The sequence below is a fragment of the Rhizobium sp. BK212 genome (assembly GCF_014197475.1).
In the GTDB taxonomy this organism is placed as follows: Bacteria; Pseudomonadota; Alphaproteobacteria; order Rhizobiales; family Rhizobiaceae; genus Rhizobium; species Rhizobium anhuiense.
The window spans coordinates 860,687-876,337 of the sequence record NZ_JACIFS010000002.1 but is presented as its reverse complement, the minus strand read 5'-3'; the positions used below and the strand labels follow the sequence as shown (position 1 = coordinate 876,337).

The 15,651-nt window shown below is 61.7% G+C and carries 20 protein-coding genes; 11 read left to right on the top strand and 9 right to left on the bottom strand.

Annotation, left to right across the window (positions count from 1 at the left end; translation table 11 throughout):
* Positions 1-105: 105 nt before the first annotated feature.
* From FHT79_RS09265 to FHT79_RS09255, 3 genes are read left to right on the top strand one after another with little or no spacing between them, the layout of a single operon-like run.
* Positions 106-513, top strand: coding sequence for a DUF2325 domain-containing protein (locus FHT79_RS09265; RefSeq protein WP_028758869.1), 408 nt, complete (start codon positions 106-108; stop codon positions 511-513).
* A complete protein-coding gene (locus FHT79_RS09260; RefSeq protein ID WP_028758870.1) occupies positions 510-782 on the top strand; it encodes a hypothetical protein in 273 nt (90 codons plus the stop codon). Before FHT79_RS09265 ends, FHT79_RS09260 begins: the two co-directional genes overlap by 4 nt.
* A gap of 9 nt (positions 783-791) precedes the next feature.
* Entirely contained in the window at positions 792-1,106 is a 315-nt protein-coding gene (locus FHT79_RS09255) for an antibiotic biosynthesis monooxygenase (RefSeq protein WP_028758871.1), read from the top strand.
* Positions 1,107-1,243: 137 nt separating this feature from the next.
* On the opposite strand, the gene FHT79_RS09250 is transcribed toward FHT79_RS09255, so the two are convergent.
* Together FHT79_RS09250 and FHT79_RS09245 are read right to left on the bottom strand one after the other, a co-directional pair.
* Positions 1,244-1,615 carry a DUF423 domain-containing protein gene (locus tag FHT79_RS09250; protein WP_028758872.1) on the bottom strand — a complete coding sequence of 124 codons (372 nt, stop codon included), beginning with the start codon at positions 1,613-1,615 and terminating at the stop codon, positions 1,244-1,246.
* Positions 1,616-1,624: 9 nt separating this feature from the next.
* A complete protein-coding gene (locus tag FHT79_RS09245) occupies positions 1,625-2,038 on the bottom strand; it encodes a group II truncated hemoglobin (RefSeq protein WP_183903325.1) in 414 nt (137 codons plus the stop codon).
* Between the two features lie 166 nt (positions 2,039-2,204).
* Between FHT79_RS09245 and FHT79_RS09240 the strand changes: the two genes are divergently transcribed.
* From FHT79_RS09240 to FHT79_RS09215, 6 genes are all read left to right on the top strand, one after another.
* On the top strand, positions 2,205-2,768 hold the full coding sequence (locus tag FHT79_RS09240) for a TetR/AcrR family transcriptional regulator (protein WP_028758874.1): 564 nt from the start codon (positions 2,205-2,207) through the stop codon (positions 2,766-2,768).
* 17 nt (positions 2,769-2,785) lie between these two features.
* Positions 2,786-3,127: an SMR family transporter gene (locus FHT79_RS09235; protein WP_028758875.1), complete on the top strand. Its 342-nt coding sequence runs from the start codon at positions 2,786-2,788 to the stop codon at positions 3,125-3,127.
* 192 nt (positions 3,128-3,319) lie between these two features.
* On the top strand, positions 3,320-4,105 hold the full coding sequence (locus FHT79_RS09230; protein WP_183903288.1) for a ThuA domain-containing protein: 786 nt from the start codon (positions 3,320-3,322) through the stop codon (positions 4,103-4,105).
* A 9-nt stretch (positions 4,106-4,114) separates the two neighbouring features.
* On the top strand, positions 4,115-5,158 hold the full coding sequence (locus tag FHT79_RS09225; RefSeq protein ID WP_028758594.1) for a Gfo/Idh/MocA family oxidoreductase: 1,044 nt from the start codon (positions 4,115-4,117) through the stop codon (positions 5,156-5,158).
* Between the two features lie 103 nt (positions 5,159-5,261).
* Entirely contained in the window at positions 5,262-6,797 is a 1,536-nt protein-coding gene (locus FHT79_RS09220) for a winged helix-turn-helix domain-containing protein (protein WP_028758593.1), read from the top strand.
* Positions 6,798-6,895: 98 nt separating this feature from the next.
* Complete coding sequence (locus FHT79_RS09215) at positions 6,896-7,108, top strand: hypothetical protein (protein WP_028758592.1); 213 nt, start codon at positions 6,896-6,898, stop codon at positions 7,106-7,108.
* On the opposite strand, the gene FHT79_RS09210 is transcribed toward FHT79_RS09215, so the two are convergent.
* The 6 genes from FHT79_RS09210 to FHT79_RS09185 all read right to left on the bottom strand — a co-directional run bounded on the left by FHT79_RS09210 (position 7,109) and on the right by FHT79_RS09185 (position 13,334).
* A complete protein-coding gene (locus FHT79_RS09210) occupies positions 7,109-7,504 on the bottom strand; it encodes a DUF1236 domain-containing protein (protein WP_028758591.1) in 396 nt (131 codons plus the stop codon).
* A 129-nt stretch (positions 7,505-7,633) separates the two neighbouring features.
* Positions 7,634-8,746 carry an ABC transporter permease gene (locus FHT79_RS09205; protein WP_028758590.1) on the bottom strand — a complete coding sequence of 371 codons (1,113 nt, stop codon included), beginning with the start codon at positions 8,744-8,746 and terminating at the stop codon, positions 7,634-7,636.
* 1 nt (position 8,747) lies between these two features.
* On the bottom strand, positions 8,748-9,875 hold the full coding sequence (locus FHT79_RS09200) for an ABC transporter permease (RefSeq protein WP_183903287.1): 1,128 nt from the start codon (positions 9,873-9,875) through the stop codon (positions 8,748-8,750).
* Positions 9,872-11,629, bottom strand: a complete 1,758-nt coding sequence (locus FHT79_RS09195; RefSeq protein WP_028758588.1) for an ATP-binding cassette domain-containing protein — start codon at positions 11,627-11,629, stop codon at positions 9,872-9,874. Before FHT79_RS09195 ends, FHT79_RS09200 begins: the two co-directional genes overlap by 4 nt.
* Positions 11,626-12,636 carry a secretion protein HlyD gene (hlyD, locus tag FHT79_RS09190; protein WP_028758587.1) on the bottom strand — a complete coding sequence of 337 codons (1,011 nt, stop codon included), beginning with the start codon at positions 12,634-12,636 and terminating at the stop codon, positions 11,626-11,628. The genes FHT79_RS09195 and hlyD overlap by 4 nt, the downstream gene beginning before the upstream one ends.
* Positions 12,633-13,334 (bottom strand): CerR family C-terminal domain-containing protein, encoded by a 702-nt coding sequence (locus FHT79_RS09185; RefSeq protein ID WP_028758586.1) that lies wholly within the window; start codon positions 13,332-13,334, stop codon positions 12,633-12,635. The genes hlyD and FHT79_RS09185 overlap by 4 nt, the downstream gene beginning before the upstream one ends.
* A 448-nt stretch (positions 13,335-13,782) precedes the next feature.
* Between FHT79_RS09185 and FHT79_RS09180 the strand changes: the two genes are divergently transcribed.
* Entirely contained in the window at positions 13,783-13,935 is a 153-nt protein-coding gene (locus FHT79_RS09180; RefSeq protein ID WP_009988813.1) for a hypothetical protein, read from the top strand.
* 248 nt (positions 13,936-14,183) lie between these two features.
* On the top strand, positions 14,184-14,498 hold the full coding sequence (locus tag FHT79_RS09175) for a hypothetical protein (protein WP_028758585.1): 315 nt from the start codon (positions 14,184-14,186) through the stop codon (positions 14,496-14,498).
* Between the two features lie 30 nt (positions 14,499-14,528).
* Here the strand turns inward: FHT79_RS09175 and FHT79_RS09170 are convergent, their stop codons facing one another.
* Positions 14,529-15,545, bottom strand: coding sequence for an NAD-dependent epimerase/dehydratase family protein (locus FHT79_RS09170; protein WP_028758584.1), 1,017 nt, complete (start codon positions 15,543-15,545; stop codon positions 14,529-14,531).
* Positions 15,546-15,651: the final 106 nt, after the last annotated feature.

Sequence of the window (15,651 nt, the reverse complement as noted above, 5' to 3'; positions counted from 1 at the left end):
TGATAAAAATAATCAACTTTATACTTTACTCTAAAAATCAAGTTTAATAAGGTCCACCCGCACACGCAGGAATCGTGTGACGATCAACGAGTGAACGGGTGGTATATGGCTCGCAAGGGCAAGAAGGGTTCGAACCGGGAGGTCCGCGACAGCGCGGGTGAGGACGCTGCTCAGGCATCCACCGGGCGATCCAAACTGGATGGCCGCAGTTTCCTCTATGTCGGCGGCCGCGACTGCCAGGTGGCGCATCTTCGCCAGATCTGCAGCAATTTCGGCGCCGAGCTCATTCATCACGACGGCGGCTTGCGCGAAGCGGTTTCCCGCATCGATACCGTTCTTCCCTCGGTCGACTGCGTGTTCTGCCCGATCGACTGTATCAGCCACGATGCCTGCCTGCGGGTGAAGACCGGCTGCAAGAAGTTCGGCAAGGCCTTCATCCCGCTTCGCAACGGCAGCAAATCCAGCCTGGAGCGTGCGCTGCAGACGATGAACGAACGAGACAATGCAAGATGAACGACCAGCGCCCCGACGGCTTCACCATGATCGGCCTGCACAAGCTCGCCGCGCAGACCGGCGAGGGCCTCGTGCCCGAGCTCTACGCACTTTTCCGGCAGCATGCCGAACGCCAGAATATCCACCAGAACGTGACGCTGTTCCCGACCTGGGAAGCGCGTATGCCCGGAGAAGCCGCAACAAGACCGCTTGGCCAAGCGGCGGCAAACGGTAATAATATCCTTGCTTTTCCCTCGCGTTCCGCAAGGGCGGGCAAGAGGCAGGCGTAGGGAGATTCCATGTATATCGCAATGAACCGCTTCAAGGTCGCAACCGGAAGCGAAGGTGATTTCGAGACGGTCTGGCGCAACCGCGATTCCAGCCTGCCGGAGGTGCCCGGTTTCGTCGAATTCCGGCTGCTGCGCGGCAAGGTCAACGAAGAGGAGGGCTATACGCTCTATTCCTCGCACACGGTCTGGAAAAGCGAAGCGGATTTTCAGAACTGGACGAAGTCCGAAAGTTTTCGCGCGGCGCACCGCAATGCCGGCGATCACAAGGCGATCTACAAGGGGCCGCCGGTTTTCGAAGGCTTCAATGTGGTTGATGGCGTTTGATTGCGGTTGGTGCGGCGTGATTTAGCTCTCAGCGAAATCTTGATTTTGTCTTCAGCATGGCCCCACGCACACCCTCATTCCTGTGACAGGCACAGGAATGAAGGAGGAGAAGACGTGAGCAGTCAGCAAAAACTCTCTCAAGCCTTAACCCGGAAGACAGCGCCCGCGGCAACGGTCAGCCAGCCAAGCATCATCGCCCAGCCGCCGGTCGGCGCGGCATAGGGGAAGAGGCTGGAGCCGGTAAAGCGCAAGGTGACGAGATCGCCGGCAAAAAGCAGCGTTCCGACAATCATCAGAAAACCGGCCAGCCAGGCGGTTCTGAGCCTGGCGTTGCCGAGAGCCAATGCCAACAGGGCCGGGGCGTGGGCAAGGCACATGGCTGATGCGGATGCCGCAAGATTGGCTTCGCCGCCGCCATGGGCAGCAAGGGCGGCGAGCCCCACGCCGGCGACGCCGAACAGGCCGGCAAAGAGATAGAGCACCGGCTCCAGACGCGCGTTCAAGCTCATGGTCAATCCTTATCGCCAGATGGCCTTATCGTCAGGGGCCTTGTTCTGCATGTGATAGGCGAGCCGTTCGACCGGCGCCCAGATGAGATCGCGCAGCGCCTGGCTGGCAATGGTTTCATCCATGGCACGGCGGAAGCAGAGCAGCCACTCATCGCGCTCGACAGGGCCGATCTCGGCGACGAAATGGCGGCTGCGCAGGCGCGGATGGCCGCGCTTGTCGGTATAAAGCGGCGGACCGCCGAGATATCCGGTCATATATTCGTAGAATTTCTCTTCGCTGCCCTGAAGGCTCGGCGGATGCACGGCGCGCACGTTCCTCGCCTCCGGCAGCCTGTCCATCAGTTCGTAGAAGCGGTGCGTCAGCGCCCGCACGATGGGATCGCCGCCGATCGCCTCGTAAAGTGTGGTGACTTTCTCCGTCACGAAACCATCCCTGAATACCATCTGTCCCCGCCTCTACATGCACCTCTGGGAAAACGATCGCAACCGTCATCAAGGTGCCGCGGCATTTCGCGCATAATCCCGGTATCGCAGTGGTTCCAATCGATTCTTCTTGACAAAACCGTCCAGACGGTATCTTTTAACTCGCATGTCGAACGCTCATCATCGCAAGAAACAGCCCGCTCTCGTGCGCCAGCAATTGCTGGAGGTCGCCGCCCGCCTTGCTGCCAGCGAAGGCATGGCCGCGGTCACGCTCGATGCGGTGTCGGCTGCCTCCAGCGTCAGCAAGGGCGGGCTGCTGCATCATTTTCCGACGAAGAATGCGCTGCTCGATGCCCTGTTCGAGAGCCTGCTCGAAAAGTTCGACGCTGATATTGAGGAACTGATGCGCGGCGATCCGCAGCCGCAGGGCCGCTTTACCCGCGCCTATCTCAGGGCGGTAGCCGGTCTCAAGGATCGTCCCGACGATTCCAGGGGTTGGACGCAGGTGACGATCGCGCTTCTGGCCGAACCCCGGCTGCGTCTTCGCTGGCGCCAATGGGTGCAGGCACGGGCGGAGGAGTATATCGGCACCGACTCCTCCCTCGATGCGCAGGTCGTGCGTTTCGCCGCCGACGGACTTTGGTTCGCAGATACGTTAGAAAGCCATGATATCAACGGCGTTCTGAGGCGGGATCTCATCGATCGCCTTGTCGAACTGACCGGCAAGTAGTCCGAAAGGAATTCGCCATGAGCCAAGCTGCCGTCTACGGGCTGCTGTTTGCAGCCATCGTGCTCGAGGTCATCGGCACGACCGCGCTGCAACTGTCGCAGCAGTTCACCCGCATCGGGCCGACGGCATTCGTCGTCGCCTGTTATGCGGCCGCCTTCTATTGCCTGTCGCTGACGCTGAAGAGCATCCCGGTCGGCATCGCCTATGCGATTTGGAGCGCTTTGGGAATCGTGCTGATTTCCTCGGTCGGTCTGGTCTTCTTCAAGCAGCGCCTCGACCTGCCGGCCATCGTCGGGCTCGGGCTGATCGTAACAGGCGTTATGGTCGTCAATCTCTTCTCGAAATCCGTTTCACATTGATATTGCTGTGGTATTTCCAGGCGGATTTTCCGCCTTCGTCCGACAAATTTTCCCCTTTGTCAAAATACTGACAAAGGTCTATGTGTTCCTTGGACGTGGAGGAGACGAGGCGCAGCCAGCGCCGTTTTCCAAAGCGCTTTGAATCCTGCCTTCCCGCCTATCGATACTTCCAGGTTTCTACAGGAGCACATCATGGCCATTCGCACCGTCGTCTGGGGAGAGAATATCCACGAGAATACCAATGCCATCGTCCGGGGCATCTATCCCGAAGGCATGCACACGACGATCGCCAACGCGCTGAATACCGACCCCAGCATCTCGGCGACGACGGCGACGCTGCAGGAGCCGGAACACGGCCTCAGCGAAGCCCGCCTTGCCGAAACCGATGTCTTGACCTGGTGGGGCCACAAGGATCATGGCGCCGTCTCCGATGTCGTCGTCGAGCGTGTCGCCAGGCGCGTCTGGGAAGGCATGGGCCTGCTCGTGCTGCATTCCGGCCATTTCTCCAAGATCTTCAAGCGGCTGATGGGCACACCCTGCGCGCTGAAATGGCGCGAGGCGGGTGAGCGCGAGCGTCTGTGGACGATCAACCAGCGCCATCCGATCGCCGCCGGCATCGGCGAACATTTCGAGCTCGAGAACGAGGAAATGTACGGTGAGCAGTTCTCGGTGCCGGAACCGCTCGAAACGGTGTTCATCTCCTGGTTCCAGGGCGGCGAAGTGTTCCGCTCGGGCCTGACCTGGCGCCGTGGCGCCGGCAACATCTTCTATTTCCGCCCCGGCCACGAGACCTATCCGACCTATCACGACGTCAATGTCCAGAAGGTGCTGATCAACGGCGTGAAGTGGGCCTATAACCCTGAGGGCTCGTTGACGGGTATCACCGACGCTCCAAATGTGCCGGTAGAAAAAGCACTGGAGCCGATCGTCGAACGCGGCCCGAAACTACACCAAGCCGGCGAAGCCGGTTACCGCTGAGGAGCATCCATGCGATTACTCGTTCTTGGCACGGGCGTGATGGCGAAAAACCAGCTCGCCCGCTTCCCCCTCATCGATGGCGTGACAGTGGTTGGCGCCGTCGACACCGATCCCGATCGGCTTTCGGCCTTCGCCGACAAATTCAACATCGAAAAGCGGTTTCTTTCCCTGGAGGAGGCGATCGCCTGGGGTGAGTTCGATGCGGCGACGAACGTCACGCCCGACCGCATCCATCACCCGACGACGATGGCGCTGATTGCTGCGGGCAAGCACGTCTTCTGCGAAAAGCCGCTGGCGGAGAATTATGCGAAGGCGCTGGAGATGACGGAGGCGGCCGAAAAGGCCGGCGTCATCAACATGGTGAACCTTACCTATCGCAACGTCGCGCCGCTGCAGCGCGCCCGTGAGATGGTGCTCGCCGGCGAGCTCGGCACGATCAGACACGTGGAAGCATCCTATCTCCAGAGCTGGTTGGTGTCGCGCGCCTGGGGCGACTGGCGTACCGAGTCCACCTGGTTGTGGCGGCTTTCCACCGGCCACGGCTCGAATGGCGTGCTCGGCGATGTCGGCATCCATATTCTGGATTTCGCCGCCTATGGCGCGGCGACCGACATCGACCACGTCTTTGCGCGGCTGAAGACCTTCAACAAGGCGCCGGGCGGTCAGATCGGCGAATACCTGCTCGACGCCAATGACAGCTTCACCATGTCCGTCGATTTCGCCAATGGCGCACTCGGCGTCATTCATGCCAGCCGCTGGGCGACAGGGCATCTGAACGAGTTGAAGCTGCGCATTTATGGCGAGAGGGGCAGCCTCGAGGTCATCCATCGTCCCAACGGTTCCGAGCTGCATGGCTGCCTCGGCGAGGATGTCGAAACCGCCACCTGGACGAAGATCGAGGTTGAACCGGTCGCGACCAACTACGAGCGTTTTGCCGAGGCCGTGGCAAGCGGGATCCAGCCGGACCCGAACTTCCGCCACGCCGCCAACCTGCAGAAGGTGCTCGACCTCGCCATGGTGACCGAGCGCGAGCGGCGCGAGCTGAAGGTCTGATCCTGTCCGCTGGATAAGCCGCCGTTCATCCGACGGCGGCTTATGGAGCGCATCGGCGCGTCATCGGCTTTTCGTTTGCGAGGTTTTGACGCTATGCTTCTGCATGGGCAGCTCGAGGCTTTCGTTTGGTCCGTTCCTTTACGATCCCGTGACAGGAAGCCTGTGGCGGGACGGGAAATCCGTTGCGGCGGGACCGCGACCGGCCGCGCTGCTCGGCTTGCTGCTGGAAGCTGAGGGCCGGGTCGTCACCAAGGCGGATTTGATGGACCGGGCCTGGACGGGGCTTGCCGTGGAGGAAGGCAACCTTACGGTTCAGATTGCCGCGCTCAGGAAGCTTCTCGGCGCACGGCCGGATGGCACGGAGTGGATCGTCACCGTTCCCAGGGTCGGCTACCGCCTGCCGCGCCAGGAGGATGGCAGGATGGCGCCCGTGGCGTCGCAGCCGCCTTCCGTTGCGGTTCTTCCCTTCGTCAATCTCGGCGGCGATGCCGACCAGGATTATTTTGCCGATGGTGTGGTGGCGGAGATCATCACCGCCCTTGCGCGCTTCCGCTCCTTTTCCGTTGTCTCGCGTCATTCCGCCTTCGTCTACAAAGGACGCAGTGTCGATGTGCGAGAGGTGGCCCGAGAACTGGGCGTGCGCTATGTGCTCGAAGGCAGCATCCGGCGGGAAGGGGCGCAGGTGCGTATCAATGTACAACTGGTCGACGGCGTGACCGCGACCAATCTCTGGGCCGATCATTTTGAAGACGGCATCAGCCACGTCTTCGCTTTCCAGGACCATATCACCGAACGCGTCGCCTCGATCGTCGAGCCGGCGATCGAGATCGCCGAAATCCAGAGGTCACGACGTGACCGGCCGAACAGTCCGGCAGTTTACGATCTCTATCTGCGCGCCCTTGCCGCGATCATCGACGAGTCGATCGAAAGCAATGCCGCCGCCTATGCCTTGCTGCAGGAGGCGCTCGCCATGGAGCCGGAAAATGCGATGCTGCTTTCGCATGCCGCCTGGGTACTCGAACATCGCATTACCATGGGCTGGCCGCGGCTCGGGACGGACGACAAGGCGGAATGCGTCAGTCTTGCCCGGCGCGGGCTTCAGCATTCGGCCGGCGATCCCCGCGTGATGGCCCATTGCGGCATGGCGTTGCTGCAGACAGGCAAGGATTATGAAGGCGGCATGGCTGTGCTGGAGGCGGCCGCTGCCGCCAATCCCAACGATCTTCTGGTCGCGGCTTGCTCCGGCATTGCGGCTTTGCACTGCGGCGATATCGAGCATGCGCTCGAGCGCCTGCATCGCGCCCTGAAATTGGGACCCCGCGATCCGGATGCGCGTTTTTCTCTGACGGGCATCGCCATGGCCGAAATCTTTCGCGGCAATTACGAGGAAGCACTTTCATTTGCGTCACGCTCGCTGGCGCTGAACGCCCATTTCGATCCGACTTACTGGATGCTGATCGCCGCACACGCGCATCTCGGCAATATGGAGCAGGCGCGGCAGTTCCTGCGCGCGCTCGAGAAAATGGCACCTGATGTGACGCTGGAAGGCATTCTGGCGGGTCAGCCGGCCAAGAATCCCCAGCGTTTTGCGCCGGTTCTGGAAGGGCTGGCGCGCGCCGGGATGCGGCCGCGGCCATAGGCTTTTGCAAGTTTTTGCAGTTTTTAGTCGGACTTTAAGGACCCAGCCCCGTTGCGTCAGCCACGCTGATCCCATCAATCGGGATGGAGGGTCGGCTGATGCTTTCCAGCATGCATATTCTGTCGCTCAAACAGGGCAAGCTTTATGGCGAGCGAATTCCGATAGAGACGCTACCGCAGGAGTTCAAGTTGCCACAGCGCCTTATTCTTCTGTTCTCGCTGATCGGTAGCTGGCGCGAGCGTACGAAAAAAGGCCCCACCGAAGCGGGGCCGGAAGTTGCCGAGCCGCAGCAGGCGGCTTCGGTTGCCTGATTATTCGATGACCTGCACCACACGGTGGGTGCGGGGTTCGACGATCACGCGTTGATTGTTGATGACCGTATAAGCATATTTCGGGTTGTCAGGGACCGGCGTTACGACGACGTCTGCCGGAAGCGGTTTGCCGACGACGATCGGTTCCTGGACGACCACGGAAGCAGTCGGGGCCGGCTGCTGCTGGACATAGGTCACGACCTCGCGCGGCGGCGGGTCGACAACGGCACCGGCGACACCGCCGGCCACGCCGCCAATGGCAGCACCCACGGGGCCGCCGACGATCGCGCCGGTGATGGCGCCACCGGCTGCACCGGTCACGGCGCCATCAGCGAGCGCATTGGTTGCAAGAGACGACAGCGCAAGAGCGCTGGAGACAAGTAGGACCTTGTACATTTTGCTTCTCCTTACTGGGGTTGCGTTTGGGTAACGACCGCGCCAATTCGAGGTTCCAGCAGGAGAGGGTCACGCTTTGGAAGGCTGATTCACATTGTGTGAGGTAGCCCAGGCATGGGTCGGGATGCCTTATTCCAGCCGCCGGCGGAAGAGCCAGGCGGCGGCGCTGAGCGTGACGGCGGCGATCAGCGCCAGCGGGATCGTCTGGTTCACCACCTCGCTCAAGGGGATATCCTTGAGGAAAACGCCTTTGACGATCACCAGGAAATAGCGCAGCGGATTGATGAGGGTTATCGGCTGCAGCCAGCTCGGCATGTTCTCGATCGGCGTGGCGAAGCCTGAGAGCAGCATGGCCGGAACCATGAACAGGAAGGCGCCGAGGATCGCCTGCTGCTGCGTCATCGACAGCGCCGAGATGAACAGGCCGAGGCCGGCCACCGAACCGAGATAGAAGATCGCGCTGCCATAAAGCAGGAAGAGCGAGCCGCGCAGCGGCACCTCAAAGAGGAAGACGGCAGCCAGGATATAGACGGTGATGTGGAAGAGGCCGATCATCATCGGCGGGATCAGCTTGCCGATCAGGATTTCGTGCATGCGCAGCGGCGAGACCATCAGCTGGTCGAAGGTGCCGAGCTCGCGTTCGCGAGCAATCGACAGCGCCGTGACGATAAGCCCGATCAGGAGCGCGATACTGGCGATCAGGTTCGGCACCATGAACCATTGGTAGGTGAGGTTCGGATTGAACCAGTTGCGCGGCACTGTCGAGACAATGTCGGTGCCGGCGCGTTTGCCGGCCGGCGTCTCGGCAGCAAGGCCGGCGCCGATCTGTGAGAGGTAGCCGGCGACGATCTGCGAGGCGTTGGAGCGGCGGCCGTCGAGCACCACCCGCAGGTCGGCCGGCGCTCCCGCCTCGATATTGCGCGAAAAATCCGGGCCGATCTCTATCGCCGCAATGGCTGTCTGGGTATCGATCGCCACCTGGATATCCGCCTGGCTTCCCGCCATCTCGATCTGGCGAAAGGTCGGCGAGCCATCGATGCGCTCGATCAGTTCCTGGCCCCAGTGACCACTGTCGCGGTTGAGGATCATGATATCGACATTGCGGACTTCGAGAGTTGCGGCATAGGAAAAGACGAGAAGCTGGACGATCGGCGGGCCGATCAGGATGGCGCGACCCTTGGGGTCGCGCAGCACGGCCAGCAGTTCCTTGACGATGAGGGCGTAAAGCCTTGTCCATCCCATCTCAGCCGATCCTCTTTCTGGTGCTGCGGGCGGCAAGCATGAACAAGATGGCGCCGATCGTCAGCATGACCGATATCGCCTTCACGAACATCGGCCAGATGTCGCCGGCGAGGAACACCGTCTGCAGGCTGGGGATCAGATAACGTGCCGGCACGATGAAGGTGATCCACTGGATCACGGTCGGCATGGAATTGATCTCGAAGAGGAAGCCCGACAGCAGGAAGGCCGGCAGAAAGGCTGTAATCAGCGCCAACTGCGAGGCGAGGAACTGGTTCTTCGTTACCGTCGAGATCAACAGGCCCTGGCCGAGCGCCGGGATCAGGAAGGCGGCCGAGAGTGTATAAAGGGCGGCGACGGAGCCGCGGAACGGCACGCCGAAGAGGATGACCGCAAGCAGCACGCAGAGCGTCATCGAGGTGAGGCCGAGCAGGAAATAGGGCAGGATCTTGCCGGCGAGCAGTTCGACTGCCGTCACCGGCGTCGCCATCATCGCCTCCATGGTGCCACGCTCCCATTCGCGGGCGACGACGAGCGAGGTCAGAAGCGTGCCAACCAGCGTCATGACGATGGCGATCGAGCCCGGCACGAGGAAATTGCGGCTGGTCAGTTCAGGATTGAACCAGAAGCGCTGCTCGACCGCGATGGCGGGACTATGCGAGGCGACGTCCGCCTGTCTCTGCCGCTCCCAGTTGGCGACGGCGCCCTGGGCATAATTTTGCACGAAATTCGCCGTGTTCGGATCGGAGCCGTCGACGATCACCTGGATATCGGGACGGTTGCCGGCGGTGTAGCGCGTGGTGAAATCGGCCGGGATAACGACGACGCCGCGCACCTTGCCGACCACGAGGTCTTCTTCGAACAGACGCCGGTCACGGCCCATCGCCACATCGAAATAGCGCGAGGCCTGGAAACTGGCCGACAGATCCTGCGTCAGCGGCGTCATCTCCTCGGTCACGAGGCCGATGCGGGTGCGGGTGGTATCGAGCGAGACGCCGTAGCCGAACAGAAAAAGCAGGATCAGCGGCAGCACGAAGGCAATGAGGATGCTGCTCGGATCGCGGATCGCCTGCAGGCTTTCCTTGTGCACCAGGGCTGAAAGACGCCGAAGCCGACCGGAGGAGACACTCATGCGGCATCCTCCACTTCCGATTGCTGTACGAGGGCGATGAAGGCATCCTCCATCGTCGGGTCCGGCTGCTCCTTGGTCGCGACCCGCGCCTTCAATTCATCGGGCGAGCCGAGCGCAATCGAGCGGCCGCGATAGATCAGTGAGATTCGGTCGCAATATTCGGCCTCGTCCATGAAATGGGTGGTGACGAGCACGGTGACGCCCTTCTCGACCAGCGCATTGATATGCGTCCAGAATTCACGCCGGGTGATCGGATCGACGCCGGAGGTCGGTTCGTCGAGGAAGAGGGCGCGCGGCTCGTGCATAACGGCGCAGGCAAGCGCCAGGCGCTGCTTCAGGCCGAGCGGCAGATCTTTGGCGGGTTCGCCGGCATGGCGACCGAAATCGAAAATGCCCGCCATCAGGTCGATGCGCTCGCGCCGGTGTTTTCCGCGAAGGCCATAGACGCCAGAGAAGAATTCGAGGTTCTGCATGACGGTGAGATCGCCGTAGAGCGAGAATTTCTGCGCCATGTAGCCGAGCTGGTTGCGGGCTTCGGCGGCATCACGGCGAAGATCGTAACCGGCAACGCGGCCTTCGCCGCCGGTCGGCTTCAGCAGGCCGCAGAGCATCTTGAAGGTGGTGGACTTGCCGGCGCCGTTCGGACCGAGCAGGCCGAAGATCTCGCCGCGGCGGATATCGAAGCTGATGTCATCGGCAGCGGTGAAATCACCGAAGCGCTTGGTCAGGCCCTTGGCCTCGATCACCGGCCGGTCGTTCTCAGCCTTCAGCGACTGCTGAGCCTCTGCGAGCCTGGAGCGGCCACCCGGACCGCCGCCCAGCATATCGATGAAGGCATCCTCGAAGCGCGGCGGTGCAGGGGCGAGTGTTGCGCCATCGCCGGCCTTGCCGATATCGGGCTTCTTGTCCTTCGCCGCGACCAGGCGGATCGCCTCGCCCTGGATCACGCCGTCGATGACGCCATCGGCCTGCAGGAGTTCGGCGAGCACCTGCCGGCGGCGGCCGGTGACATTGGATACCCTGAAGACCCGGTCCTTGACGCGCTCGGTCATCTCCATCGGTTTTCCCGAAAAGAGCAGCTTGCCCTGGTTCAAAAGCAGCACGTGATCACAGGCTTCCGCTTCGTCCAGATAGGCGGTCGACCAGAGCACGCCGATGCCTTCCTTCGTCAGGTTCTCGACCATCTTCCAGAGGTCGCGGCGCGAGATCGGATCGACGCCGACGCCCGGCTCGTCGAGCAGCAGCAGGCGCGGCTTCTTCAGAAGCGCACAGGCAAGGCCGAGCTTCTGCTTCATGCCGCCGGAGAGTTTCCCGGCCAGCCGGCCGGTGAACCGCTTGAGATCGGTGAAGGTGAGTAGTTCGTCGAAGGCGCTCGCGCGTTCGCTCTTCGGCAAGCCACGCAGATCGGCATAAAGATCGAGATTTTCCCGCACCGAGAGATCCTCATAGAGGCCGAAGCGCTGCGGCATGTAGCCGATCGCCGCCTGGATGCCGGCTGCATTCTTCCTGGTGTCGAAGCCGAGAACCTCCATCGTTCCCGTGTCGGGCAGCATCAGACCGGTCATCAGGCGGATCAGCGTCGTCTTGCCGGCGCCGTCAGGGCCGACGAGGCCGGTGATCGCGCCGCCGCCGATCGTGCCGGAGACGGTGTCGAGGGCGGCGGGTGCGTCGCCGAAGCGCTTGGTGACGCCGTCGATCCGGACGAGCGGCTTGTCGTCCGAACCTGTCAGCGAGCCGGTCTCGGCGGCAATCATTGTCCGCCTGCCGTCGGCCTGGGAAGGCGCACGGTGACCGGCATGCCCTGGCGCAGATCCGGGCCGGGCTTGTCGATGACGATCCGCAGGCGATAAACGAGGTCGGTGCGGAGTTCCGGCGTCTCCACCGATTTCGGAGTGAATTCGGCGACCGGCGAGATGAAGCCGATCGTGCCTTCGTAGGGCTTGTCGGGCGCCGTATCGGAGGCGACCGAAACCTTCATGCCGGGGTGGATGCGGCCGAGATCGGGCTCCGCAACATAGGTGCGCACCCAGACGGGCTCGGTCAGGGACAGCACGAAAACGGTATCCGCCGGCGAGACGATGGCGCCATTTTCCCGCACGCGGGAAAGGATGACGCCGTCGTTCGGGGCGCGCAGTTCGGCATCTTCCAGCGAGGTGCGGGCCGAGGCCAGGGTTGCCTCGGCGGCCTTCACCTGCGCGTCGGCGGCGGCGATATCCTCGACGCGTGACCCCTCCTGCAGCAGTTTCAGCGCCTCGTTGGCGGATTGGGAGCGGGCGGCGGCCATCGCCCGTGCAGCGGTCGCCTGGTCGAGGCTCGCCTCGGAAATCGTGCCCTGCGGGCGCAACTGGCGGGCGCGGTCATAGGCAAGGTTGGCATTCTGGAGATCGGCGAGGCTTTCGTCATAGGCGGCGCGCGCCTGGGCGATTTCGGTCGGCCGTGGGCCGGCCTTCAGCTTGTCGAGCGTCGCTCGAAGGGCTGCTGCATTGGCCTCTCCGGAGCGGACGGCGAATTGATAGGGGGCGGCGTCGAGTTTCGCCAGAACCGTTCCGCTCTTGACCACATCGCCCTCGTCGACGCGCAGTTCGGAGAGGCGTCCGCTGACGCGGAAGCCGAGCGAGACCTGGCGGATATCGACATTGCCGTAAAGGACGAATTCTCGGCGGGCCTCGGCTTGCCAGCCGAGCTTTTCGGGCAGGCCGTACCACCAGGCGGCGGCACTCGCCGCAAGGAGGAGGATGGCGAGAGGAAGGATGCGTTTCATGCGGCGCCTCCCTTCGGCGGGCCGAGGACATCAACCAGTTCGGCGGCGAGGCCGCGCAGGGTTTCCACCTGTTCCGGGCCGATGGTGTCCCATTCCATCTGAGCAAGCACGGCCGCGTGGGTGACGCGAAAGACCAGGATGCTGCCGAGAAGATTGAAGGTGCGCAGGCGCACATGTTCCGAGGCGGGGTCTTCGCGAAGGATCGCGCCGATCAGCCGCCGGCCCATCTCGATCATCGGCCGCATAATACCTTGGTAGACCTTCGCAAAAGCCTCGGTCGGCTCCATCTGCTCGCGGATCAGGAAGCGCGCCCACGATTCGGATTCCTTGCCGACGAAAAGCGTCACCATGGTCTGTAGAATTTCGGTGAGGAAGAGGCGGGCCTGAGCTTCGGCGAGGCGTTCGCCCGCGGCGTCGAGCGCCAGCAGATGCGTGCCGATGCGCGCCCTCATGTCGCCGACATGCGTGTCGATGCGGGCCATCAGATACTCGGCGGTGGCGATGTAGAGACCTTCCTTGCTGCCGAAATAGTAGGGGATTGCCTGCAGGTTCACGCCGGCGGCCTCTGTCAGCTGGCGTGTCGAAGCACCGTCGAAGCCGTACCGACCGAAGACGTCGAGAGCGGCGGAGAGCATCTTCTGCCGCGCGATATCGGCGCGGGCGGAGGCCGGTGGCTGTGCGTCATGTTCTTGGGTCATGACGGATTTATAACGCCGTTAGGTAATTAAGTCAATCGATTGATATATTTTTGGCCGAATTGGCGGTTTATGCCTTCACTGGTGCAAAGGTAGCAAGACAGGAACGTGGCATCGCTCGTGGCGGCTGCATGATCGGATTGGGATCGAAATGTGCCGTTCAGCGGTTCAACGTCGATCGGAACAGGTGATCTCGGCTGTTCTGGAAAACGATTCGAAAGAAAGCAAAGAGGCCCGTGGGGAACGGACCTCTCAGGGTTCTCGGAGTGGGAAGAGGAACCAAGCCTCGGGGTCGGCTGCTAACAGGGTAGCGCTGCAATATCGCTAATTTTCACGACGCTAATGTGTCTGGTACCAGCCGGCTGCGACCCAAAAGCCTGCCACTTTTTCGTGAAGCCTATGGCCATGTTTTGACACAAAACTGCCTTGCTCTTTCCGTATCGCCGGTTCGATGCGTATTCAGATTTATATCATTGCGCTCCTGCTCAGCGCCATCATGTGGTCGATCTCATTCGATGCGGCCCGGGAATCCTATCATGCCGCGCAAAGCGCGGGATTGATGCCGAACCTGCATATCAACAAGAAGCTGGATCGCATTCTGTAGACTGCGATGTAGCTCCCAGGTCCTTGCCGATTGCGTTCTCGGCCCGCGGCCGGGACCCTGTTTCTTTCTGCGTATCGAGCCCTGCCGGACAGAAAATCAAATTTCTTAAAATTTGACCGATCCGCTTAAAAGCGCTGAAAATACTGATGTGTAGAGTGATCTCATGAAAGCGACCGAAGCGTGGACAGACGCATCGATCGTTTGGAGCCGGGCTGAAAGCCCGCCGATCCGCAAACGGGGACCTCGACATGCGCAGAACTCTTGCCGCCATCGCCTTGACCGTGACCATCAGTGCCGCTGCCGGGCCGGCGTTCGCTATGGGCCCCGCCAGCCTTGCCCGCGACCTGATGTACACATCCGCCATCGGCCATTCGCCTGAGGTTCCCTTGACCACACGCGCCGGTTTCGTGCGCCCCGGCATTCCCCTCGTCCTGCGCAGCCCCGTGACGGTCGAGGGTGAGGGTTATCGGCTCAAGACCTATTCGCGGAGCCTGAGCGTTGTCGTCGACTATATGTTTTCGAAGGCGGTCGATGTCGTGAGCGCGGTGACATTTCTCCGCTGACGGGATCGACTGGAAACAGTTCAGCAATAATTAGGCGCCAAGTTCGCCGCGTACGTCGAGATACCAGTCGACGAAGGCCTTGACGCCGACATCCAGGGTCGTATCCGGCTTGTATCCCGTCAACGCGACGAGCAGATCGGGGGCGGCGAATGTGCGCGGCACATCACCCTTCTGCATCGCCAGCATCTTGCGGATAGCGGGACGGCCGAGCGCCTTTTCCACCGTTTCGACAAAATTCATCAGGCTGACCGGCTGGCCTCCGCCAATATTGACGACACGAAAGGGTGCCTGGCGCGAAAGCGTTTCGATGCCCGCGTCGTCGAGGCGGTTTTCTTCGCTCGGGGTGATTGCCGACAATCTGACGATCGCTTCAATGAGATCGTCGATATAGGTGAAGTCACGGCTCATATTGCCTTCGCCGTAGATCTCGATCGGCTGGTCTTCCAGCATGTTCTTGGCGAATTTGAACAGCGCCATGTCGGGCCGGCCCCATGGGCCATAAACGGTGAAGAAGCGAAAGGCCGTGGTCGGAATCTTGTGAAGATGGGCATAGCTGTGCGCCATCAGCTCCATCGATTTCTTCGTCGCGGCATAGATGGTCAGCGGCTCGTCGGCCCGATCGGTCTCGCGAAAGGGGACGGTCTCATTGGCGCCGTAGATCGATGACGTGGAAGCCAGCATCAGGTGACGGACGTCGACGCGCCGCGCGATTTCCATGATGTTCCACGAGCCTTCGACGTTCGAACGGAGATAGGCCTCGGGATTTTCCAGGCTGTAACGCACGCCGGCCTGCGCGGCGAGGTGGATCAGGATGTCGGGCTTGGCTGCCAGAACAGCCGATTCCAGCGCCGGCCGGTCCTCGAGCATTGATATGACGGGTTTGAACGCCGGAAACTGGGAGAGTGCCGCATGGCGCATCTCCTTGAGCTTGATGTTGTAATAGGGAGTGAGGCCATCGAAGCCGGTGACGTCATGCCCTTCCTGCAGCAGGCGCCTGGCCAGATGAAAACCGATAAAGCCGGCCGTACCGGTAATGAAGTAGCGCATTCCCACCTTTTCTCGGCTCCCTGCCGACGGCAAAGAGCCGATTCCGCATCAAAGTGCCCCCACTTACAAGATAAAAAGAGGCCGAGTCGATAGGTCTTTGAAAGAG